This window comes from Streptococcus sp. F0442 (genome assembly GCF_000314795.2).
Lineage (GTDB): Bacteria > Bacillota > Bacilli > Lactobacillales > Streptococcaceae > Streptococcus.
In genome coordinates this window covers 904,578-926,972 of sequence record NZ_KB373314.1, presented here as the reverse complement: position 1 = coordinate 926,972, position 22,395 = coordinate 904,578, and the positions used below count along the sequence as shown (strand labels likewise).

Here is a 22,395-nt window from a genome sequence, read left to right as displayed (position 1 = left end):
TATGGTCAAAACCATTCTAATAACAGGTGCTACGGATGGCATTGGAAAGCACTTGGCAAAGAAACTGGCCAGTGAAGGTCATCAGGTCATTCTTCATGGTCGCAATCCTCAAAAACTGGAATTAGTGCTTCAAGAGGTTCGGGCAGTTTCCTTGAGAGGCAGAGTGTCTGGTTACTTGGCCGATTTTTCAAAATTAGAGGATGTTTATCGATTTGTAGAGGAAATTAAGCGAGACTTTCAACGTATCGATGTCTTATTTAACAATGCGGGACTGTATGCAGGAAAAGACCGAAAAGCGAGTGCTGAAAATGTCGAGTTGACATTTATGTTATCCGTTCTCGTTCCCTATATATTAACAACTGAGCTAAGCCCCTTGTTAGAAAAAGCGACTGATGGCCGTGTCATTAATACCTCTTCCTATATGCATCATTTTGCCAAAGTCAAGGATTTGGACTTTGGATTTGAGAACAACTATCATCCAGGATTGGCCTATAATAATTCCAAACTCTATACCATTTGGATGACACGCTATCTAGCAAGAGATTTCTTTTTAAAAGGTTCAAATATCACTATTAATGCCTACCATCCCGGCTTAAATTCGACTAACTTAGGGAATCATTCTAGTGATGCAAAGACGAAAAAGTCTCTCTTCGGACGCCTGATGAAATCTCTCTCGAAAGATCTAGATCAGGGAATCGAAACAGGCTATTATCTCACCTTATCAGAGGAAGTCAGGGGCTTGACAGGCTACTATTTTGATGAAAAGAAAGTCAAGTCTGTATCTGAAAAAGGCTACTCATTTGAAAAAGCACAGAAATTGATGGATTACTGCCAAGAAAAGATTAAACTGTTTAAAGAAAAGCAGGATTTTTAATTCCTTATTGATTTCGTAACTATCAAAAAACTCAAGTTTTCATTGATAAAACTTGAGTTTTTCTTAGATAAGGGCTAATAAAATGGTAAGAATCAGAGCAATTCCGATCCGAATGACATGGTGGGCTAGATGGAAGTTTTCTTTGTGCTTGCCATTCCAATAGGCTCCGTAGCAAATCAAGCTAACTCCGATCAGCCAAATGAATAAAGCAAGAATTGGCAAAAGGAAGTAGAGGATGAGAGAGAAGGTCGCAAGGCTACTTCCTAGAAAAAGTAGGTAAATTCCAAGGGTCTTTTTGCCATTTTTTAATTCGGAAAGGCTGACCAATAAATGAAGAAGAGCAAAAACAAGGGCAAATAAGGCTGTGAAAAAGCCGAGAAGAATGGGGAGGAGCATAGTTTTCCTTTCTATGATACATGATGTAAAGTCGCACCTTAGTTAGAAGCGACGTTTAAAATCTCCAAATAAAACTGGATGACTTCTTGTTCGGTATAAGTCTTGCCTTTTTTCAACCACCAGCTGAGGGTTTCAATGAAGTTGGTTACGACCAGGTGTTTGAGATAGGAGTGGGGGATGTTGGGGTGAGATTGAATCAGTTTCTCAGCTACCATGGGGTAGACGTCGTGCTCCAGTTCTTTTTTCAGTTGCCGGATAAAATAATCATTTTTGGAAAGCAAGAGACTGGTCACATGGTCTTGGTTTTTCTTGAAATGCTGAAAGATATGGGCTAGGTAGTCTTGGGGAGAGAGCTGATCATCTCGCTCAAAGAGGTGGTGAAAGAGTTTTTGGCAGAGTTCATCCAGCAAGAGTTCCTTACTCTCGTAATGGCTGTAAAAAGTTGAACGCCCCACATCAGCACGGTCAATAATTTCCTGAACGGTAATAATGTCGTAGTCTTTTTGGTTGAGTAAGTGTAAAAAAGCATGATAGATAGCTTTCCTAGTTTTGGTAATACGACGATCCTGTGTTGTCATATGGACACTTTGAACAAATTGTTCAGTAACGTACATCCTAAACAGTTTGCCCCTATCCTTTCTTTTTAGAGTTAGAGATAATACTAGTGAGAAGATAATACTATTACTATTATACCAAAGGAAGGTAAAAAAATGAGTTCAAAACGTGCTGTTTGGCTGGCTTTTTTCTTGAATCTAAGTTTTGCCATTGTTGAGTTTATTGCAGGGGGAATCTTTGGTTCCAGTGCTGTTCTCGCTGATTCTGTCCATGACTTGGGGGATGCTCTAGCCATTGGCCTCTCGGCCTTTCTAGAAACGATCTCCAATCGTCAAGAAGATAGCCGCTATACCCTAGGCTACAAGCGTTTTAGCTTATTAGGGGCTTTAGTAACGGCAGTCATTCTGATGACCGGGTCTGGTATGGTGATTTTAGAAAATGTAAGCAAGCTTTTCCACCCTCAGCCCGTCAATGACGAAGGGCTTCTTTGGTTGGGAATGATTGCTATCAGTGTCAATGTGCTGGCGAGTCTGGTTATTCGCAAGGGGCAAACTAAGAATGAATCCATTCTCAGCCTGCATTTTTTGGAAGATACCTTAGGTTGGTTGGCTGTCATCTTGATGGCCATTGTCCTCCGATTTACTGACTGGTATATCCTAGATCCCCTCTTGTCTCTTGCTATTTCCTTCTTTATTCTGTCCAAAGCTATTCCCCGTTTTTTGAGCACGCTCAAGATTTTCCTGGATGCTGTGCCAGAAGGGGTAGATATCAATCAAGTTAAGAATGATTTAGAGCAGTTGGACAATGTAGCTAGTATCAATCAGCTTAATCTTTGGACCATGGATGGCTTAGAGAAAAATGCTATTGTCCATGTTTGTCTGGACCATGTCAAATATATGGAGGTCTGTAAAGAGTCTATTCGAGACTTGCTCAAAGAGAGTGGCTTTCAAAATGTCACCATCGAAGTGGATGAAGACCTAGCAACTCACCGCTCCCACAAGCGAAATATCGAAGAGCTGGAAGCCAGTCAAAGTCATGGACATGATCACCACCACCATCACCATCATTAATGGAAATCGATCTTTCCTTTGTTGAGGATATTTTAGAAATCATCGATTTAATATATTGACTCCCAATTCAAATTGTGATAGACTACTCATATTTATGAAAGGATCGAGTATATGTTACAACTACAACGTATTTCAAAAGTTTATTATACGGGGAATCAAGAGTTTCACGCTTTGAAGGATATATCGATTCGTTTCCGTGAAAATGAGTTCGTCTCGATTCTCGGACAATCGGGTTCAGGGAAAACCACCCTCTTAAATATCATCGGTGGACTCGACCAATACACATCGGGTGATTTACTCATCCAAGGAAAATCAACCAAGCAATTTAAAGACCGCGATTGGGATAGCTACAGAAACCACACCATCGGATTCGTCTTCCAATCCTATAATCTGATTGGTCACCAAACGGCACTCTCAAACGTCGAAATTGCGATGACGCTCTCTGGCGTTTCTAAATCGGAACGTAAGAGGCGTGCCATCGAAGTACTTGAACGCGTTGGCCTAAAAGATCATTTATATAAGAAACCAAGCCAAATGTCTGGCGGACAAATGCAGCGAATCGCGATTGCGCGTGCTCTTGTCAATAATCCTAAAGTCGTTTTAGCTGATGAGCCAACAGGAGCGCTCGATTCTGAGACTTCTCTTCAAATCATGGAGTTATTAAAAGACATCGCCAAAGAACGTCTCGTGATCATGGTGACGCATAATCCAGAACTGGCGAAAACCTACTCTACACGTATCGTACAAGTATTAGATGGAAATATCTTAAGCGACTCGAATCCATACGAACCAACCGAAGAACCCAAACAAGGGGACATTCAGTTTACAAAGACAAAGATGAGCTTTCTGACGGCTTTGTCCCTTTCGTTTAATAACCTATTGACGAAGAAAGGTCGGACATTTCTGACTGCCTTTGCTGGTTCCATCGGGATTATCGGGATTGCCCTGATCTTGGCCCTCTCAAACGGTGTGAGCGATTATGTGAAAAAGGTGCAAGAAGACACTCTTGTCTCTTTGCCATTGACGATTAGCGAGCAGAACCAGAGTAATCTGATGGCAACCTCTCCAGACTTGAGTGAAAAGCCTTATAGGGATAAAAACGAACTCGGTGTCAATACGCTTTTAACGAATCTATTGAAAAAACAAATAGGGAAAAATGACCTCGCGTCCTTCAAAACCTACTTAGATAAACACGCTTCAGAAGCCGCACACCTTACAAAAGATATTCGTTACCAGTACAATTTACAACCCTATATTTACGCCAGTGACACCTCTAACGGTCCAAAGAGCATTCTTCCGTCTAACCTCGCGGACGAAGTCGATACGGCCAACCAAACAATTAAAGGCTATTTGCAAAACATCGACTACTGGAGCCAACTGTCAAGCGACCAGGAAATGCTTAAGGCGCAATATGATGTGCTAGAAGGTCGCCTTCCGAAGGATAAATCTGAAATCGTCCTGATCGTGGATGAAGAGAACCAAATCAGTGACCTCCTCCTTTATAGCTTACGCATCAAAGACCCTAGCGAATTAAACGATGCGAAGAAACTGGATGAACTCAAATCCCAAACCTATCAGTATAGGGATTTCATTGGAAAAACTTTCAAAGCTGTTGTCAACACGAATCGCTTCGTCAAAGAAAACAACCAATGGATAAATAAAATTAACGACGAAGCCTATATGAAGACGCAAATAGAGAATGGCCTTGAGCTTAAAATTGTCGGCGTTCTTCGTCAAAAAGAAGGCACCAGTTCTGGGGTGAACTCTCCTTCTGGTGGGGTAGCTTATACAAGCGCCCTTATCGATGACACTTCTGAACAAATTCAAAACAGTGACATCGTGAAGGAGCAAGAAGCTAACCCAACTATCAATGTATTTACTGGAAAAGAATTTGCCAAAGATCCAAAACCGTTCAATTCGGCTGATTTAACCGAAGAAGAAAAAATCAAGTTGGTCAAATTGACGCCTGAACAACAAGCACAATATATCCAACAATACAACGAAAACTCGGCTGCCACTTACGAGGAAAATCTCGCGAAATTGGGTGTCATCGACAAATCCAAACCGGCTGCCATCGAGTTCTACACCTCTTCCTTCCAACAAAAACAAGAGTTGAAGGACTTCATCAACGCTTATAACACGGCGAAAAAAGACGCTGGCGAAGACGACAAAGTGCTCGCCTACTCCGACGATATTCAAACCATTATGTCTTCGATTACGACAATGGTGGGCGTGATTACAACCGTACTCGTTGGTTTCGTAGCCATCTCGCTCATCGTATCATCGATTATGATTGCGATTATCACCTACATCTCGGTTCTCGAACGTACAAAAGAAATCGGAATCTTACGTGCAATGGGGGCTTCGAAGAAAGACATCCGTCGTATCTTCACGGCCGAAACAGCTATCGAAGGATTTATTTCCGGAGTGCTCGGTATCGGAATTACACTCCTTGCAACACTTCCAATCAATGCCGTCGTTGCGAAAATGACTAACGTGGAAAACGTAGCGCAGTTACCATGGGAAGCAGCGATCATCCTGATTGGTATCTCCATTGTCCTTACCATGTTAGCTGGTCTCATCCCTTCACGCATCGCCGCAAAGAAAGACCCAGTGGAATCTTTACGTAGCGAATAAAAGCTGTAAACAATAAAGTGGATAGAAGAATGTTTCTTTATCCACTTTTTCTATTGTGTAGAAATTCTTAGAAAGAGATTCAAATCTTCTCTCCTTACATGAAAGATGGTCATTTCAAATAGATGTTGTTTTCAAAGAATAATACAGTATCGGATTGGACATAAAAAGATATTTGTTCCACCTTCTTTGAATGATTTCTTTTAATAGCTTGTGTATTTACCTAGAAAATTGGTTGCTTCTTCCAAATGATTTATAAAAGAGCTTCCTAAAGAAATCCTTTTCATGGTAAAATAGTGGAAAGGATATAGTAAGGAGCAGTTATGAGTAAAAGAGCTGTGTTGATGATGACCTTTGGTTCACCAGAAGAGATTACCTATGAAGGAGTAGCGGAATTTTTCACAAATATACGCCGTGGGGTTCGTCCTGAACCACATGAAATTCAGACTTTATATGACAATTACGTCCGAATCGGTGGAACCCCACTCCAAAGGATAACTAGAGAAGAAGTGGACATGGTTGCTACTGCTCTTGGAAATCAAGCGTCGGTTTACTTTGCTAATAAATTTTCCCGCCCTTTTATCACTGATGTAATCAAAGAGATGGAGAATGACGGAATTGAAGAATGTTTGTGCTTGATTTTAGAGCCTCATTATTCCTACTATTCTGTCATGGGATATGAAAAATTTTTAGAAAGTGAGCAGATTAGGTTCCAAATTATCAAGGATTGGTACCAAGAACCTTCACTTCTTCACTACTGGGCTGATGAGATTCGAAATATTTTAGATCAAATTAGAGATGACAGCTTTAGGGTGATTTTTTCAGCTCATAGTGTCCCAGTTTTGGCACTTGATTTTGGTGATCCTTATATCGATCAGATTTATGACAATAGTCGCATGATTGCAGAGATTTTAGGGCTTGAAGAGGATCAGTACACCAATACTTGGCAGAGTGAGAGTGATATTGGTATTCCTTGGATTAAACCTGATGTCTTAGAATACCTTCATGATGAGAAGGAACACCCTGACCACTATATTTTTGTTCCGATTGCTTTTATTAGTGAGCATATTGAAGTTCTTTTTGATAATGATGTGGAGTGTAAGGAGCTATGCCAGGAGCTCGGAGTGGCTTATCACCGACCTCCTATGCCAAATAGCGATTCACGACTGATTAAAGCCCTTCTGTCAACCATTCAGTCTCATATAGATGGTGACTATAGTGACTATCAACCTCAGCTAGAGACTTTTGATGAGTTGGAAGCTCCTTCAAGTACAGGTCAGATTTTGGAAGCAGAAAAAGATATTCAAATGCCCGATTTTGTCAGAAAATTGATTGATAAGAAAGGCCGCGAAAATGTCAAAATGCCCTATCTGATTAAGAAAATGCTAGAAAAGAAGTATGGGAAAAAATATGATTAAATGACGGAGTTTTAAACCAGGAAGTGGGCTAGAGCTCGATAAAAAGTGTATACTATAGAAAAGTAAGCAATAGAAAGTAGGTTGTTCCTATGAAGAAAACAGTTTATACAAAAGCTGGGCAAGTGGGCCTTGTAGAAGTGGAGCGTCCACACATAGAAGCACCGGATGATGTCATTCTCCGCATCGTTCGTACCTGTGTCTGTGGATCTGATCTCTGGAGCTACCGCAATCCAGATATTGAAGCGGGTCATCAAAATAGTGGCCACGAAGCTATTGGGATCGTTGAAAAAATCGGAGAAGCTATTACAACGGTGAAACCGGGAGATTTTGTCATCGCCCCTTTCACTCATGGTTGTGGGGAGTGTGATGCTTGTCGTGCTGGCTATGACGGGACCTGTGACCGCCATATTGGCATCAACTGGTCTGATGGGGTTCAAGCAGAGTACATGCGCTTTGAATACGCCAACTGGGCCCTTGTCAAAATCCCTGGGCAACCGTCAGATTATACCGAAGCCATGCTCAAATCCTTCTTGACGCTAGCAGATGTCATGCCGACAGGCTACCATGCAGCGCGTGTGGCTCATGTAAAACGGGGCGACAAAGTGGTTGTCATCGGGGACGGGGCCGTGGGGCAATGCGCTGTGATTGCTGCCAAGATGCGGGGAGCATCGCAAATTGTCCTCATGAGCCGTCACGAAGACCGCCAACAAATGGCATTAGAATTTGGTGCTACAGCCGTTGTAGCAGAGCGTGGGGAAGAAGGGATTGCCAAGGTCCGTGAAATCCTTGGAGGAGGAGCGGATGCCGCTCTTGAATGTGTCGGTACCGCAGCAGCTGTTGATCAGGCCCTTGGGGTTCTTCACAATGGTGGACGTTTAGGTTTTGTCGGTGTGCCTCATTACAATAACCGTGCTCTAGGTTCGACCTTTGCCCAAAACATTTCAGTGGCAGGTGGAGCAGCCTCTGTCACTACCTATGACAAGCAGTTCTTGCTCAAGGCCGTTCTTGATGGCGATATCAATCCAGGACGCGTCTTCACCCATAGCTATAGCTTGGACGATATTAATCAAGCTTACAAAGACATGGATGAACGCAAGACCATTAAGGCTATGATTGTCATTGAGTAATGAAAAAATTCTAGTAGAGGTTGTCTACTAGAATTTTTTTGTAGTGAAATCAGTTATTATTTCAAATCCGACATCACTTGCTTCTTGGTGAAGGTGCGCTCTTGTTTGTTGGCTAGGGCCTTGATGCGAGCATCTAGGAGAATGGCACGACCTTCGGCACTTCGGGTATAGACGAGGTCATACTTACCTAGGCTCTTTCGGATTTGCTCGACAAAGGATTGGGCCTCTTCTTTACGTTTGTCAAAGAGGCTTGGTACGGCGAAATATTCTGTCTGATCGGATACCTTTTCCTGTGCTTTTAGGATGTAGCGCTGATTTTCAATCGGTGCGAAAAATTCGATCATGGTTTGCGAAAAGAGCTCTTTCTCTCGCATGGTTCCGCCCTTCATATAGATCAGCGTGTTGATGGCATCCTTCCTATCTCGGACCACTTGGATACGGGTCTCCTGGGTCTGAATCTGCCCAGAAAGGAGCAGGGCTTGGTGAATAGCCTGGCCGAAGACTTCTAACCGTTTATAAGGACTCTTATAGAGATAGTAGCGGAGCCAAGCAAGGAGAGCGAGAACAGCTAAGACGAATAGAAGAATTAGAGACGCTTTATTCCCTCCTCCTCTATGTGAATAGTAAAAAAGGTTGGCGAAAGAATCGGTCAAAGCAGCGGCCGTCAGCCAACGAGCTAGCTTTCTGGCGTCAAAAAATAGGGCAAGAGGTAGGAAGTGTTTATCCACTTGGACCTCGTTTGCAATCTCCATATTCTCCAGAATCGGAAGAGCTTTTTGCCAGCCATCCCGGAGTTCTTGACGATGGGTGGAGCGCTCTAAGGTCTCTTCGTTGAGTTTCTGTAACTGTTTTTTAGTATAGCGGATATTGTCAAAGGCCAGACGCTCGATACCGGATTCGATAAAGGGTTCCTTGTAGTGGAGGCCTAAAAATTGCTTCATCCGTCTTTCTAAGAGCTCCAGATCAGGACTATATTGTTTCAGCTGATCAGTGATGGCTTCGATCTCTTCTTTTTCAAGATCGGACTTTTCATACCATTTCTTTAGGGAAAGATTGATGGAGACAAGATGCCAGATGTTACTGGTCTTGTCTGGATCCTCAGGCCACACTCGAATGGCACGGCCTCGCATTTGGTTGCTGAGCATAAAACTGCCGACAAAGCTCGCTAGGATCAGAGAATTGACGCAAGGAGCATCCCAGCCTTCTCCTAGAAGAGACTTGGTTCCAATGACAACTTGGATGAGCCCTTCTTGAAAGAGCTGGGTCACAGCTGTCACCAAATCATGTTGCGAACCTACCAAGCGAACCTTGAGAAAATCATCAGGAGATAATTGGCCGACATTTTGGTAAGTCAGTCGATCCGCTCCTAGAAGCTCTTCTAATCTTGGCTTAGCAACTGTTGGGATGATGACGATAGTACCTGTTAAGACAGCGATGGCAGGAGGAGTCGTTAGCTCTATGCTTTCCCTGCGAATGGATTCAAAATACGAGAGAACTCCCAACTGAGTGAATTGGGCGTCCTTGTCCCCTAGATGAACTTCAAAGTCTTGGCGAATATAGTCTGTTAAAACCAGTTGGCGCAGTTGGCTTCCAAGAGCCTGGTATTCCGCCTTGAAAATCTCTCGAACCGCATTGAGTTTTCCAAGGGATTGATTCAGCAGGAGATCTTGTTTTTTGTTGCGGACCAGTTTGACTTGTTTTCGATCGATTAAGCTAGCTGCTTTTAATTCATGGAGGAGTTGCTTTTCGTATTCTTCTGGTAGATTGTACCAGTGGGGAACCTGAAAGAGCAGGCCTTGCAGGAGAATTTCAAGCCAGTCCAGAGTGAAAGAAGGTAGTTTTTTAGCTCCTAAAAGGTCCTGGAAACGGTTGGGAAAGGCGATTCCCTTGCTTCGAAGAAAGATCAGGGTAGCAGAGAGATACTTGGGTTCATTGAGCAATTCATCATGGCTGATCTGACCAGATAAGGCCTGACAGGATTGCAGGTATTGACAAAAGAGGGGATCGGAAGTCAGTTGTTGCAAGAGAGCATGCTTTTGTTGGCTAAAGGCATCTAACTGCTTTTGCTCTTCCTTTGTTGGAAAGGCAAAGTAGACATAGTCTTGGTGGGGACAAAGGGTCTCTTCCTTGACCAATTCGGGAACCGTGATTTCCTCATCAATCTCCCCACACATGCGGATATAGCGTTCCCAAAGAGCAGGGTCCCCTTCATAGGGAGGGGTAGCAGTGAGGGAGATCATCTTTAAGTCAGGGAAGGCTTGGCGAAAGGCTTCCAAACTCTTCCACCATTCATTGCGCAGGTGGTGACACTCATCTAAACAGAGGGTTCCAAGTGAGATGTCTTTGAAAGTAGTAAAGATATCAAAGCCTTTGAAATCAAATGTTTCAATCTCTGCCTGGTCATCGGTATCCTCAGCTTGCGATTGACCGACGACTTGATTCATAGCACTGTGGAGGGCCTGATAGGTAGCCACTGTAATCAGCTTAGGATGTTTGAGATCCTGAGATATCAATTGCTCCGCTTGGCTTTCATCTTTCAAGAATGCCTGGACAATCCGGTCGACCCATTGCTGACGAATCGTGACCGTAGGAGCTAAGATCAGAGTTGGTTGCCCAAAGCGCCGGATAAATTCGATACCCAGGGTTGTTTTCCCAGAGCCAGGAGCTGCTACCAAATGCAGGTGGCCATCCGCCATAAAAGCCTCACTCTTATCGAGGACGCGTTTTTGGTAGTGTCTCCATTGGCCTGTAAAGGCTAGTTCTTGTAACATAGGTTTCCTCCCTTGTACTGTCCCCATTATATCATAGCGGAGGACAAGAATCCCTTGGTTGAAGTTGAAGATTTCCGCTTTCTAATAAAAATAGCGAAGGGGAAATTTTGAGTGAGTTAAAAAGCCCAATCAACTGATTAGGCTCTGCATGTTAGTCTTTTTTTGTTTTACGAGAGAGACCAAAGGCAGCACCCATGCTAAGAAGACCAAGGCCAAGAGTTGTCAAGGCAATTGAATTTTTGCTTCCTGTATTTGGAAGACTTGCTTCTTTTTGAGGAAGAGTTGCTGGTGCTATATAGACTTCTGTTTTCACAGGCTCGTTTTTAGCTGGTGTGAAGACTGTCGGTTTCGCAGGAGTGACAACAGCCGGTTTCTGAGGAGTAGGAGTCGGTGTTGCAGGTGTTTGGATGCTAGGCGTTTGTGGTTTTGCTTTCGCCACGCGGTGAGTTTTTGAAATCAACTCATACTTGTCTGTTTGGACTTTGAAGACACGACCTTTTTGGACAGTTTCAACCACTTTATTGGCAAATTGAACGTTCAACAAGTCACCAAAATTTTTGCGGATATCTAGGTAAAGACCATTTGTTCCATTGACCAATGGATCAAAGTCTTTTTTATCACGTGTTTCACCAACCACTGTCAAAGAGATACCAGCATCTTGAAGAGCCTTCAGTGTCGCTTCTTTGGTTGGTGTATATGGTGTAAGATCAATGTCTTCGTCTGTGATGAGGAAAGCAAAGCGATGGTTGTTTGCACCAGATCCCCAGTCGTAGTCTTTTGAAGTAGCGATGTGGTGCAATGGAACAGTTGCATCTTCAAAACCACCCCAGATTTTGATAGTTTTCAGAGCAGAAATGAAGCTTTCTGGATCACTTGTGAATTTTGATCCATTAAAATCGTGGTATTTTTGTTGTTTTGAGTCTTCATATTCAACCAACCCTAAACGAGCTTGAATATTTTTAGCAGAAAGATTACGAACAAAGGTCTCGATATTCTTCATCGTATCCTTGATGTGAGAATCCATCGAACTTGATTTATCAATGACAAAGACGATATCTGATGTTCCTTGGACTTCTTTTTTGTTGACGACATCTGCTTCTTTTGTCACTTCGACTACAGTTGTTTTATTAACTGTTTCTGTAGTTGTCTCAGTGTAGTCAGCTGTTTCCTTAGTTGATGTAGCTGTCTTGGTAGATGACACTGGTTTTGAAGTGCCAACAGGTGTGTCTTGATCTGCTAAGCTAGTGGTTTTGATAGTTGCTGTTGAAGTAGTGATTGTGTCTGCGCCGTCTGTTTTAGCAGATGGGCCAGTTTTCTTGACGTCCACAGCGATGACATCGCCGGTTTTTGCTTTATCAGCAGGAACAACTGGTGTATTGGCTTTGGCATTGATTTCTTCTGTTGCAGCAGTGATAGGTGATTTTGTTTCTGTAGAAGTTGCAGGAGCGGCTTGGGTTGTGCTAGGTGCAACCTCATCAGCAGAAGCAATAGTCGTTCCTGTGAAGATCGTTCCTAAAACAACGGAAGCTAAAGTTAAAGTTTGTTTACGTGAAATAGTATATTTTTTCAAAATACGTCCCCTTTTTAATAAACTTTTTTCTATCATACAGGTTTTTGAAAAACTTGTCAACGGTATAATAATCAAGGGTTTCACTGACTTTTATATTCCTAATTATTGATAAATAACCAAACAAGAAAAATATGCATAAAATAGGTTTAATATACAAAATATACAATAAAAAATAGGATTCCTAGCAATTGGCAAGAAACCCTATTCTATCAGTATTTCTACTCTATTTTTTTGCTGTAAAAAATACTAGCTAGTCACTTTATTTATGTCTCTAAATCAACACATAGATTTCAACCGCTTGTCCAGCACCATTTTCATTGTTGGTCTTTGTCACGACAGTCGCTCCGTCTTTCACTTCTTGTGGAGCGTTGCCCATAGCGACCCCGATGCCTGCTTTTTTGAGCATAGGGAGGTCGTTGAAGTTGTCTCCCATGGTGAGGACTTCTTCTAAGCACAAGTGGTAGTGGTTGGCTAGCTCAACCAGAGCATCCTCTTTGGAGACCTGCTTAGCCGTGACTTCTAGGTAGTTGGCTTTGGAGAGATAAAAGGCGGTAGAAGGGAAGTCGTCGGCAGAAATAGTGCGATAGAGAGCTTGGATCTCTTCTGGCTCTCCAATTAAGAGCAATTTGTGGAGGGGCTTAGTCGCATCCAGCAAAGGATCCAATAGGGGAAGAATGAGAGGTTTTTCCCCTGTAATCCGGGCTTCCTCTTGACTCCATTGGTCAAGTCGGTCGGTCATCCAGTCTTTTCCACTATAGAGGTTGATCGAAACCTGAGGAAAGTGTTGGTTGACCCAGTCGATAAAGTTCCGGGCCTCCGTCTTGTTCACAGGGTGCTCGAAAAGAACCTGCTCTCCCTTTTGGATCAAGGCGCCATTGTAGCAAGCTATGGGGCAGTCTTCTATACCGAGTTCTTTGGCAATGGGAGCCATTCCTTTTGGAGAACGAGCAGAAGCCAGTACGAAAGGAATGGTTTCGCGTTTTAAATCTGGGATCAATGCTACCAACTGTGGATCGATCTGATGGTGATCATTTAAGATAGTACCATCGATGTCGCTGATGATGAGACGAATGTGAGACATAATGAGGACCTCCTAATAGAGAATAGTGGTTTCACTGCCGATTTGTTTAAGGATTTCAGGGCTTGGTTTTTGATCAGTAATCCAATAGTCAAATTGCTTGAGACGAGCGAGATAGTAGTTGGCATGTTTGTGGAACTTTGCACTTTCTGCTACCAGCACCTTGGTACGAGTCCGTTCAAAAACGAGGGACTTGACTGCAACGTCTTCAGCATCCTCAAAGGTGACTTCGCCATTGGCTAAGCTACTCGCTCCAAAAAAAGCAAGATCAAAGCGAAGATTGTCCAGTATGTGTGCTTGATTCGCGTCATAGTAGAAGCGGTTTTTAGGGTAGAATTTCCCGCCTAGGAGATGAACGTCAACCTGGGAATGGCTACTGAGCTGGATGGCATTGTCAAGAGAATGCGAATAGACCGTGACTTCCTTATTCAGCATGCCAGCAAGCAGGGTCATCGAGGTGGAAACGTCGAGAAAGATCACTTGTCCATCTTGGATCAATTGCAGGGCCCTTTGAGCCATGGCAGTCTTTTCCTTGTTGGCTTTCTGACTGCGGTCTAGGTAAGAAGGGCCAGGTTCTTTGTTTAAGGGGAGAAGTCCACCATGGGTCCTACGGACTAGCTGGCGTTGGCTCAGAAGGGCAAAATCTCTGCGGATAGTATCTTTTGAGACCTTGAAATAATCGACCATTTCTTTAGCGGATAGCTGTTTTCGCTCTTCTAAAAGTTCTAGGATTTTTTCGAGCCGTTGTTCCTGGTACATGAATTCGCTCCTTATTGCTGTTCTTGCCTTCATTGTACATCATTTTGTAAGTGGATGCAAGTTTTATTAAGTGTATTTAAGTGTTTATGATCTTTTTCTTGTAAAACCTTATTTCTGACGTTTGTTTTAAAGGGGGAATTCTGCTATAATATGTCAAAATAACGTGGAGGTTTCCTTATGGCCAGTGAATATGAAAAAATGATTGCAGGTGACTATTATAGACCTGCAGACCCTGAATTACGGGCTTTGGCCAAAGCCTCTCGGGAGAAACAAGAGGCCTTTAACCAAGAAGTAGACCCTAAAAAAGGGGCGGCCATCATCAAAGAGTGGTTTGGCTCTACCGGTGAAAACCTCTATCTCAACCGTCAGGTTCTTGTGGATTATGGGATCAACATCCATCTGGGAGAGCATTTCTATGCCAATTACAATTTGACTATGTTGGATATATGTCCCATTACGATTGGAAAGAATGCCATGATTGGTCCTAATTGCCAATTTTTGACACCCTTGCACCCACTGGATCCAGATGAACGCAATTCTGGTCTGGAGTATGGGGCTCCGATTACTATTGGGGACAATTTCTGGGCAGGAGGAGGTGTCACCATCCTTCCTGGTGTGACGCTGGGTGATAATGTGGTCGCTGGTGCTGGGGCAGTCGTGACCAAGTCCTTTGGAGATAATGTGGTCCTTGGAGGAAACCCAGCCCGTGTCATTAAAGAAATACCCGTTAAAAAGGAGAAGGGATGATCCATAAACATGAAATTCCTATTTTAGAGTTTGACGACAACCCACAGGCAGTCCTGATGCCGACTCATGAGGGGTTAGACCTGCACCTGCCTGAAAAATGCGTTTATGCTTTTTTAGAGGATGAAATTGATCGCTTTGCCAAAGCTGTTGGAGCTGAGCAAGTGGCTACCTTTGTCTCAGCTACCAAGGCTTATCCAGTCTATGTTCTGGAGCACCAAGGGGAGAAACTCTGCTTGGCCCAAGCGCCAGTTGGATCTGCACCAGCAGCTCAATTCATGGATTGGTTGATTGGCTATGGGGTGAAGAAAATCATTTCCGCAGGCAGCTGTGGCGTCTTGGTAGACATAGAAGAAAATTCCTTTTTGATCCCGACCAAGGCCTTGCGAGATGAGGGAGCCAGTTACCATTATGTGGCGCCTTCTCGTTATATGGAAGTGGATCGTCGTGCACTGACTGCTATTGAAAGGGTTCTAAAACAAGCGTCCATTCCCTATCAAGAAGTCATGACCTGGTCGACGGACGGCTTTTATCGAGAAACGCCTGACAAGGTAGCCTATCGCATTCAAGAAGGGTGCAGTGTTGTGGAGATGGAGTGCGCCTCACTGGCAGCAGTCGCCCAGCTTCGTGATGTAGTTTGGGGCTTGCTCCTATTTACCGCAGATTCTCTTGCAGACCTGGAAAATTATGACCAGCGTGACTGGGGTGCTGAAGCTTTTGAGAAGGCCCTAGAATTGTGCCTAGAGATGGTTCATCACTTGTAGGTCTTTTCACCTTTTTATGATACAATGAAGCTATGTTAGTCAAATTATTTTTTAAACAATGGCAGGCCAAAATTAAAAGCCTGTCTCCGGCAAGGCGAATCTTTCTCAGCTTTGCCTTGGTTATCCTGGTGGGCTCCCTCTTATTGAGTCTGCCTTTTGTCCAGCAAGCAATCTCAAAAGCAGGTTATGTCGACCACCTTTTTACAGCAGTCTCCATGGTCTGTGTGACAGGGCTCTTTACCCAATCAGTAGCTTCGACCTATAATGGTTGGGGGCAATTGATTTGTATGCTCTTGATTCAGATTGGTGGCCTGGGGATCTTGACCTTTATCGGTCTCTTCTTTATGGAAGGTCGCCAAAAGCTTAGCTACAAGGACCGACAGACCATCCGGGACAGCTTTAGCTTTAGCAATAACCAGAGCTTGGCCCGTTTTGTCCGTTCTATTTTCATTACCACCTTTACCATCGAAGGACTGGGGGCCTTGCTCCTCATGATTCGCTTCATTCCTCGATTTGGTTGGGGCCATGGAATCTTTAACTCTATCTTTGTTGCGGTCTCGGCCTTTTGTAATGCGGGCTTTGATAATTTTGGGGGCGATAGTATGATGAGCTTCCAGACCGATTGGTTGGTCAATATGACCTTATCTGCCCTTATTATTACTGGGGGCTTGGGCTTCATGGTCTGGTTTGACCTGGCTACCAAGGCCCGTAATCAATCAGGACGGCGGACTCTTCGCTTCCATACCAAGGTGGTTCTCTGGTTAACAGCTGCGATCCTTCTCTTTGGGACAGTAACCAGTCTCTTGACCGAGTTTAATAATCCAGCAACGATTGGGTCCCTTCCATTAGGAGAGAAGATCTTGGTCAGCTTCTTCCAAACTGTCAGTATGCGGACAGCTGGTTTTGCATCCTTAGATTATACAGCAGTCCGGCCAGTGACGCTCTTCGTCTATCTCTTGCAGATGTTTTTAGGTGGAGCACCGGGTGGGACAGCAGGGGGCATGAAGATCACCACCTTCCTGGTCCTCTTGCTCCTGGCTCGGAAGGAACTATTAGGGCTACCACATACCAATTTAGGAAAACGTACCATTTCACCAGACATTGTTCAACGTTCCTTTGGGACGGCGGTGATTTTCCAGTTGACCTTCTTAGTGGGTCTATTAGGAATCTGTTTGGTGACGCCGGATGGCCAACGCTTTATTTATTTGGTCTTTGAGGTGGTATCCGCTCTAGCGACAGTAGGCGTGACAGCCAATGTGACCTCGACCTTAAATGGGGCGGGACTAGCCATTATTATGGTCCTCATGTTTATCGGACGGATTGGTCCTTTGACCCTTATGGTCAGTTTGAACAATTACCAAGCCAAGAAAGCAGATACCTTGCAGTATGCCAAGGCAGACATCATTATCGGATAGGAGAAACTCATGGCGAATCGAACCATTGGAATTTTAGGATTGGGAATTTTTGGACAGAGTGTCCTGAAAACCTTACAGGATCAGGATGTGGATATTATTGCAATTGACGATCACGCAGATGTGATCAACCAATATGAATCCATGATTACGACTGGAATTGTTGGAGACATTACAGAAATGGACCTCTTGGATGCGGCTGATATCGGTACCTGTGACACAGTCGTGATCGCGACGGGTGAAAACCTAGAGTCCAGTGTGCTGGCGGTCATGCACTGTAAGGCCCTTGGAGTCGAGCACGTCATTGCCAAGGTTAAAAATGAAGTGACCAAGGAAGTCCTTGAGAGGATTGGGGCTGATTTGGTCATCCTACCAGAGGTAGAAGCGGGCATGTCTCTAGCTAAGATGATCCTCTTCCAACATGGGATTGAAGTTTTCCAGTTGGATGAAGCAGTGGTGGTGGTCGAGTTTACGGTTCCAGCTAGCTGGGTAGGAAAAAGCATCCGAGACTTGGAAATCAGAGACCAATTTCAACTCAATATTATTGGCTATCGAGATGCGGAAGACCAGCCTTTGCGAAGTCAGATTGGTCCCGACTTTATCTGGCCAGAAGGGGTGCGCGTGATGGCGGTGACAGACAACCAGTATCTGGATAGAATCCAAGACCTCTTAGAGGAAACAAACTGAGAGAGAGTGGGACAGAAATCGGGAATTCGTTAGAATTCGATTTCGTCGTCCCACCTCCGCATAGTTGAGTAGGGCTGTAAAAGCTGATGAAATCAGCGTAGTAGAGCCCACTCAACCACTGCGTCTTGCTCAACAGTACAAAAACAATTAAGAGGCTAGGACTTTTGTCCCAGCCTCAGAATGTTGATAACCTATTTTTTAACTAAAATAGGTGAAATGATTCTGCAGAAATATGATTTTTAATTTTTACTCCGCAGATGCCCTCTGTATCTTAATTTAGTCATGGAACTTCCTGAATTGCTGAAATCATCCACTGGATAATTTCACCTAACGTCCGTCCTCAAGGTCGTCAAGAATCTCTTGCCATTTTTCCTCATGCATGTCTTGGCAGATATGTTTGGATCGAGTCTCATGTATCTCTTGATCCATTGGGGAAGTTGATCTTATAATATTTTAGGAAAGGTTCTGTCAGGTGTTGACAGGCCTTTTTTTGAGTGCTATAGTAAAATCGTAAACGCTTACACGGTGAGGTGAAGCAGATAAAAAGCGGGCAGTCAGATGCTCCATAAAAAGAGGAGGAAAGACAAATGGCAGGATCAGTGATACAGGGAGAGAACTACCGAATCTCCGTATTAACGGAATCTTTGGTGCGCTTGGAATATTCAGAGGGTGGTGTTTTTGAAGATGGTCAGACGCAAGTTGTGCAAAATCGTGATTTTGGACCTGTTGCCTGTGAGGTCGTAGAGACAGAAGAGGTCCTCGATCTGCATACGGAGCATCTCCACCTTCATTTTGAAAAGGGACCTTTTACACCGGATCGGCTTTTTATCGAGCTCAAGGGTCAGTATGCAGTCTATGGTAGCCGGTGGCACTATGGTGATCAGCCTGAGACCTTGAAAGGGACCAGTCGGACGCTTGACGAGGTCGATGGAGCTATGGAGTTGGAAGATGGGATCTTGAGCAAGGCCGGTTATGCTCTTTTAGACGATTCCAGCTCCTACTTGTATGATGTCGAAAGCGGATTTAGAGCACGGCCATGTCCAGAAGTGGATCTGTATTTCTTCGGTTATGGGCGCGATTATCTAGGGGCCTTGAAAGATTTTTACCATCTGACGGGACAACCCCCTCTCTTGCCACGTTATGCTCTGGGAAACTGGTGGAGTCGGTATTGGCCTTATACCAGTCAGGAGTACACAGATTTAATGGATCGTTTCAAGGCTGAAGGGGTGCCTTTGGCTGTCAGTGTGATCGATATGGACTGGCACAAGACAGCGATTCCTGCTCGCTTTGGAAGTGGTTGGACGGGCTATAGTTGGAACCGGGACTTGATTCCTGATCCAGCTGCCTTCTTACATGGTCTTCATGAGCGTGGTTTAAAGGTGACCTTAAATGTCCATCCAGCAGATGGCATTCGTGCCTTCGAGGATGCTTACCCCATGGTCGCAAAACGCTTGGGATTAGATGCGGAAAAAGAAGAAGCGGCTAGCTTTGACTTTTACAGTCCAGCCTTTCGCGAAGCTTATTTCGAAGATGTCCATCATCCCTTGGAAGATCAAGGAGTCGACTTTTGGTGGATTGATTGGCAACAGGGAAGTCATGGCAAGATGGATCCCCTTTGGTTGTTAAATCATTATCATTATCTAGACAATTGTCGTACAGGTCAAGCTGGTCTTATCTTATCGCGTTATGGAGGTCCTGGCAGCCACCGGTATCCGATCGGTTTTTCAGGGGATACCATTGTGACTTGGGAATCCCTAGCCTTTCAACCCTATTTTACCAGCACAGCTTCAAATATCGGTTATACGTGGTGGAGTCACGATATTGGTGGCCATATGCGGGGTTACTATGATGAAGACTTGGCTCTTCGCTGGTTGCAATTTGGGGTCTTTAGCCCGATCAATCGTCTCCATAGTTCTTGTAATGCTTTTAACAGCAAGGAACCGTGGTTTTACTCGTCTGAGACCTGTCGCTGGATGAAGCGATATTTACGCCTGCGTCACAGCTTACTACCTTATCTTTACACCATGAATGTGGCGACGCATGAACAAGGACTGCCTTTGGTTCAGCCCCTCTATTACCACTATCCAAACGAAGAAGATGCTTATGAGGCTAAAAATCAATATTTCTTTGGTAGTGAACTCATGGTGGCCCCAATTTCAGAGGCTCTGGATCCTGTCTATCATAGTGCTTCTGTGAGTGTTTGGTTCCCAGACGGAGTTTGGTATGATTTCTTCCATGATTGGAAGTACGAAGGAAAAGGCAAGCTTACAGTCTTTAGAGCTAGCCAGGATATTCCGGTCTTTGCGCGTGCAGGAGCCGTCATCCCTATGGATGCACAACCGCAGACAGGGGTAGAGCTCCCAGAAATGCTGGACTGGCATCTTTTCCCAGGTGACAATCGTTCCTTCGTGCTCCTTGAAGGAGAAGGAGATAACAGGGTTGAAACCCGCCTAACTGTCAATTGGGATGAAAGAAAGATTAGGTTGGATTTAACAGGTGATCGAACGCTGCTTCCTGAAAAGAGACAGCACCGGTTCTTCCTCCATACCTTTGAGACAGCCCCTATCTTAGTGGACAATCACAGTCAGGAGATTGCGATGGGTGAGCTGCAATCGCGTCCTACTGCAAAAGAAGATCGGATGTTTGAGCTCTTGAAATCTGCCAACCTGGCCTACGATAGAAAGAATGAATTATTTGCGGCTTGTTCAACAGCCAAGAATTGGAAACAGTTGATGAAGGTCATTACGCCTTTAGAGGAAGGTTTGCGTCAACGTCTCTTTGAAGTGATTTATTCCAGTGAAGAGAATGAAGACTTGTAAATTCTTGCAATTTCATCCCTATTTTTGTATGATGAAAGTGATTTCACAATCATAAAGGAGAAGAAAAAAATGGAACAAAAATGGTGGCATAATGCCGTAATTTACCAAGTTTATCCAAAGAGTTTCAAGGATAGTAATGGCGATGGCATCGGGGATCTCAAGGGGATCACGAGCAAGCTAGACTACTTGGAAAAATTAGGGATTACAGCGATCTGGCTCTCACCAGTCTACAAGAGTCCCATGGATGATAACGGCTATGACATCTCGGATTACGAGGATATTGCCTCCATCTTTGGGACTATGGAAGATATGGAAGAATTGATCGCAGAAGGCCATAAACGCAAGATCAAAATCATCATGGACTTGGTGGTCAACCATACCTCTGATGAGCATGCTTGGTTTATCGAAGCACGTGAAAATCCAGATAGTCCAAAGCGGGATTTCTATATTTGGCGCGATGAGCCCAATGGTATTATTTCTGCTTTTAGTGGCTCTGCTTGGGAATTGGATGAAGCATCAGGCCAATACTACCTGCATAACTTCAGTAAGAAGCAACCAGACCTCAACTGGGAAAACGAGGAGCTTCGTCATCAGATCTATGACATGATGAATTTCTGGATTGACAAGGGGATTGGTGGCTTCCGTATGGATGTCATCGATATGATCGGTAAGATCCCAGATCAGGAAATCATCAGCAATGGTCCCATGCTTCATCCTTACTTGAAGGAAATGAATCAAGCCACCTTTGGCGATAAGGATCTGCTCACCGTGGGAGAAACTTGGGGGGCGACACCTGAGATTGCTAAGCAATATTCCAATCCAAAAAATCAAGAATTGTCCATGGTCTTCCAATTTGAACACATTGGTCTTCAATACCAACCGGGTCAACCAAAATGGCATTACGCTAAAGAATTGGATGTGCCTAAATTGAAGGAAATTTTTACCAAGTGGCAGACAGAATTGGGGACAGACGAAGGCTGGAATTCCCTCTTTTGGAACAATCACGATCTCCCACGGATTGTGTCAACTTGGGGGGATGATGGCGACTGCCGTGTCAAATCTGCCAAGGCTTTAGCAATTCTGCTTCACTTGATGAAGGGAACTCCGTATATCTATCAAGGCGAAGAAATAGGAATGACCAATTATCCATTTAAGACCCTTGAGGACGTAGAAGATATCGAGTCAATCAACTATTCCCATGAAGCCTTAGAAAAAGGTGTGCTACTCGAAGTGATTATGGATCAGATCCGCCATATTGGTCGGGACAATGCACGGACACCGATGCAGTGGAATGATGAAGCAGAAGCCGGCTTTACAACAGGTCGTCCATGGCTTGCGGTCAACCCAAACTATAAGGAGATTAATGTAGAAGCTGCTCTTGCAGATCCAGACTCCATTTTCTATACCTACCAAGCTCTCATCGCCTTGCGAAAAGAGCATCCTTGGCTTGTGACAGCTGATTATGAATTGGTGGACGCAGCCGAAAAGGTTTTTGCCTACAAGCGAGTAGAAGGAGAGCAAGCCTATCTGGTGGTTGTCAATCTCTCAAGTCAAGAGCAAGAGTTGCCACTCGTCAATGGGGTTGAAGAGGTTCTCATTGCCAATACCAAGGTGGAACAAGTCCTCGAATCAGGCAAGTTGGCCCCTTGGGATGCTTTCTGTGTCAAATTAGCCTAATGAACGTAAGAAAAATAGGAAATCACTTCCTTGTAGAAGC

General features: G+C 44.1%; 17 protein-coding genes and 1 pseudogene. 12 read left to right on the top strand and 6 right to left on the bottom strand.

What is annotated here, in order from left to right; translation table 11 throughout:
• The first annotated feature begins 1 nt into the window (after nt 1).
• Nucleotides 2–874, top strand: coding sequence for an SDR family NAD(P)-dependent oxidoreductase (locus HMPREF9186_RS04530; RefSeq protein ID WP_009731632.1), 873 nt, complete (start codon nt 2–4; stop codon nt 872–874).
• A 63-nt stretch (nt 875–937) separates the two neighbouring features.
• Here HMPREF9186_RS04530 and HMPREF9186_RS04525 read toward each other — a convergent pair whose 3' ends face one another.
• Nucleotides 938–1,270 (bottom strand): hypothetical protein, encoded by a 333-nt coding sequence (locus HMPREF9186_RS04525; RefSeq protein ID WP_009731631.1) that lies wholly within the window; start codon nt 1,268–1,270, stop codon nt 938–940.
• Nucleotides 1,271–1,308: 38 nt separating this feature from the next.
• On the bottom strand, nt 1,309–1,848 hold the full coding sequence (locus HMPREF9186_RS04520; RefSeq protein ID WP_232198426.1) for a TetR/AcrR family transcriptional regulator: 540 nt from the start codon (nt 1,846–1,848) through the stop codon (nt 1,309–1,311).
• A 132-nt stretch (nt 1,849–1,980) separates the two neighbouring features.
• Here HMPREF9186_RS04520 and HMPREF9186_RS04515 point away from each other — a divergent pair, with 132 nt between their 5' ends.
• The 4 genes from HMPREF9186_RS04515 to HMPREF9186_RS04500 all read left to right on the top strand — a co-directional run bounded on the left by HMPREF9186_RS04515 (nt 1,981) and on the right by HMPREF9186_RS04500 (nt 8,074).
• Nucleotides 1,981–2,895, top strand: a complete 915-nt coding sequence (locus tag HMPREF9186_RS04515) for a cation diffusion facilitator family transporter (protein WP_009731629.1) — start codon at nt 1,981–1,983, stop codon at nt 2,893–2,895.
• Nucleotides 2,896–3,006: 111 nt separating this feature from the next.
• Complete coding sequence (locus HMPREF9186_RS04510; RefSeq protein ID WP_009731628.1) at nt 3,007–5,532, top strand: ABC transporter ATP-binding protein/permease; 2,526 nt, start codon at nt 3,007–3,009, stop codon at nt 5,530–5,532.
• Nucleotides 5,533–5,852: 320 nt separating this feature from the next.
• On the top strand, nt 5,853–6,947 hold the full coding sequence (gene hemH / locus HMPREF9186_RS04505; protein WP_009731627.1) for a ferrochelatase: 1,095 nt from the start codon (nt 5,853–5,855) through the stop codon (nt 6,945–6,947).
• An 89-nt stretch (nt 6,948–7,036) separates the two neighbouring features.
• A complete protein-coding gene (locus HMPREF9186_RS04500) occupies nt 7,037–8,074 on the top strand; it encodes a zinc-binding dehydrogenase (protein WP_009731626.1) in 1,038 nt (345 codons plus the stop codon).
• 56 nt (nt 8,075–8,130) lie between these two features.
• Here the strand turns inward: HMPREF9186_RS04500 and HMPREF9186_RS04495 are convergent, their stop codons facing one another.
• The 4 genes from HMPREF9186_RS04495 to HMPREF9186_RS04480 form a co-directional block, all read right to left on the bottom strand.
• Nucleotides 8,131–10,845, bottom strand: a complete 2,715-nt coding sequence (locus HMPREF9186_RS04495; protein ID WP_009731625.1) for a DEAD/DEAH box helicase family protein — start codon at nt 10,843–10,845, stop codon at nt 8,131–8,133.
• 151 nt (nt 10,846–10,996) lie between these two features.
• A complete protein-coding gene (locus HMPREF9186_RS04490; RefSeq protein WP_037613930.1) occupies nt 10,997–12,415 on the bottom strand; it encodes a vWA domain-containing protein in 1,419 nt (472 codons plus the stop codon).
• A gap of 271 nt (nt 12,416–12,686) precedes the next feature.
• A complete protein-coding gene (locus HMPREF9186_RS04485; RefSeq protein ID WP_009731623.1) occupies nt 12,687–13,496 on the bottom strand; it encodes a Cof-type HAD-IIB family hydrolase in 810 nt (269 codons plus the stop codon).
• 12 nt (nt 13,497–13,508) lie between these two features.
• On the bottom strand, nt 13,509–14,252 hold the full coding sequence (locus tag HMPREF9186_RS04480) for a DeoR/GlpR family DNA-binding transcription regulator (protein ID WP_009731622.1): 744 nt from the start codon (nt 14,250–14,252) through the stop codon (nt 13,509–13,511).
• Between the two features lie 177 nt (nt 14,253–14,429).
• Between HMPREF9186_RS04480 and HMPREF9186_RS04475 the strand changes: the two genes are divergently transcribed.
• The 7 genes and pseudogenes from HMPREF9186_RS04475 (at nt 14,430) to HMPREF9186_RS04450 (ending at nt 22,355) form a co-directional block, all read left to right on the top strand.
• Nucleotides 14,430–14,999: a sugar O-acetyltransferase gene (locus HMPREF9186_RS04475; protein WP_009731621.1), complete on the top strand. Its 570-nt coding sequence runs from the start codon at nt 14,430–14,432 to the stop codon at nt 14,997–14,999.
• Nucleotides 14,996–15,760 (top strand): nucleoside phosphorylase, encoded by a 765-nt coding sequence (locus HMPREF9186_RS04470; RefSeq protein ID WP_009731620.1) that lies wholly within the window; start codon nt 14,996–14,998, stop codon nt 15,758–15,760. Before HMPREF9186_RS04475 ends, HMPREF9186_RS04470 begins: the two co-directional genes overlap by 4 nt.
• Before the next feature lie 32 nt (nt 15,761–15,792).
• Nucleotides 15,793–17,175 carry a TrkH family potassium uptake protein gene (locus HMPREF9186_RS04465; RefSeq protein ID WP_009731619.1) on the top strand — a complete coding sequence of 461 codons (1,383 nt, stop codon included), beginning with the start codon at nt 15,793–15,795 and terminating at the stop codon, nt 17,173–17,175.
• 9 nt (nt 17,176–17,184) lie between these two features.
• Nucleotides 17,185–17,859: a potassium channel family protein gene (locus HMPREF9186_RS04460; RefSeq protein WP_009731618.1), complete on the top strand. Its 675-nt coding sequence runs from the start codon at nt 17,185–17,187 to the stop codon at nt 17,857–17,859.
• A 345-nt stretch (nt 17,860–18,204) separates the two neighbouring features.
• Nucleotides 18,205–18,300: pseudogene (locus HMPREF9186_RS11620) on the top strand (CPBP family intramembrane glutamate endopeptidase); the annotation flags it as partial.
• A gap of 146 nt (nt 18,301–18,446) precedes the next feature.
• Nucleotides 18,447–20,678: a glycoside hydrolase family 31 protein gene (locus tag HMPREF9186_RS04455; protein WP_009731617.1), complete on the top strand. Its 2,232-nt coding sequence runs from the start codon at nt 18,447–18,449 to the stop codon at nt 20,676–20,678.
• 69 nt (nt 20,679–20,747) lie between these two features.
• Nucleotides 20,748–22,355 (top strand): alpha-glucosidase, encoded by a 1,608-nt coding sequence (locus HMPREF9186_RS04450; RefSeq protein WP_009731616.1) that lies wholly within the window; start codon nt 20,748–20,750, stop codon nt 22,353–22,355.
• Nucleotides 22,356–22,395: the final 40 nt, after the last annotated feature.

Excerpts from the sequence above, each read along its gene's own strand:
- HMPREF9186_RS04515 (WP_009731629.1), top strand. The coding sequence starts at position 1,981 with ATGAGTTCAAAACGTGCTGTTTGGCTGGCTTTTTTCTTGAATCTAAGT.
- HMPREF9186_RS04465 (WP_009731619.1), top strand. The coding sequence starts at position 15,793 with ATGTTAGTCAAATTATTTTTTAAACAATGGCAGGCCAAAATTAAAAGC.
- HMPREF9186_RS04470 (WP_009731620.1), top strand. The coding sequence starts at position 14,996 with ATGATCCATAAACATGAAATTCCTATTTTAGAGTTTGACGACAACCCA.
- HMPREF9186_RS04475 (WP_009731621.1), top strand. The coding sequence starts at position 14,430 with ATGGCCAGTGAATATGAAAAAATGATTGCAGGTGACTATTATAGACCT.
- hemH (WP_009731627.1), top strand. The coding sequence starts at position 5,853 with ATGAGTAAAAGAGCTGTGTTGATGATGACCTTTGGTTCACCAGAAGAG.
- HMPREF9186_RS04460 (WP_009731618.1), top strand. The coding sequence starts at position 17,185 with ATGGCGAATCGAACCATTGGAATTTTAGGATTGGGAATTTTTGGACAG.
- HMPREF9186_RS04500 (WP_009731626.1), top strand. The coding sequence starts at position 7,037 with ATGAAGAAAACAGTTTATACAAAAGCTGGGCAAGTGGGCCTTGTAGAA.
- HMPREF9186_RS04495 (WP_009731625.1), bottom strand. The coding sequence starts at position 10,845 with ATGTTACAAGAACTAGCCTTTACAGGCCAATGGAGACACTACCAAAAA.
- HMPREF9186_RS04485 (WP_009731623.1), bottom strand. The coding sequence starts at position 13,496 with ATGTCTCACATTCGTCTCATCATCAGCGACATCGATGGTACTATCTTA.
- HMPREF9186_RS04455 (WP_009731617.1), top strand. The coding sequence starts at position 18,447 with ATGGCAGGATCAGTGATACAGGGAGAGAACTACCGAATCTCCGTATTA.
- HMPREF9186_RS04450 (WP_009731616.1), top strand. The coding sequence starts at position 20,748 with ATGGAACAAAAATGGTGGCATAATGCCGTAATTTACCAAGTTTATCCA.
- HMPREF9186_RS04520 (WP_232198426.1), bottom strand. The coding sequence starts at position 1,848 with ATGACAACACAGGATCGTCGTATTACCAAAACTAGGAAAGCTATCTAT.
- HMPREF9186_RS04510 (WP_009731628.1), top strand. The coding sequence starts at position 3,007 with ATGTTACAACTACAACGTATTTCAAAAGTTTATTATACGGGGAATCAA.
- HMPREF9186_RS04530 (WP_009731632.1), top strand. The coding sequence starts at position 2 with ATGGTCAAAACCATTCTAATAACAGGTGCTACGGATGGCATTGGAAAG.
- HMPREF9186_RS04480 (WP_009731622.1), bottom strand. The coding sequence starts at position 14,252 with ATGTACCAGGAACAACGGCTCGAAAAAATCCTAGAACTTTTAGAAGAG.
- HMPREF9186_RS04525 (WP_009731631.1), bottom strand. The coding sequence starts at position 1,270 with ATGCTCCTCCCCATTCTTCTCGGCTTTTTCACAGCCTTATTTGCCCTT.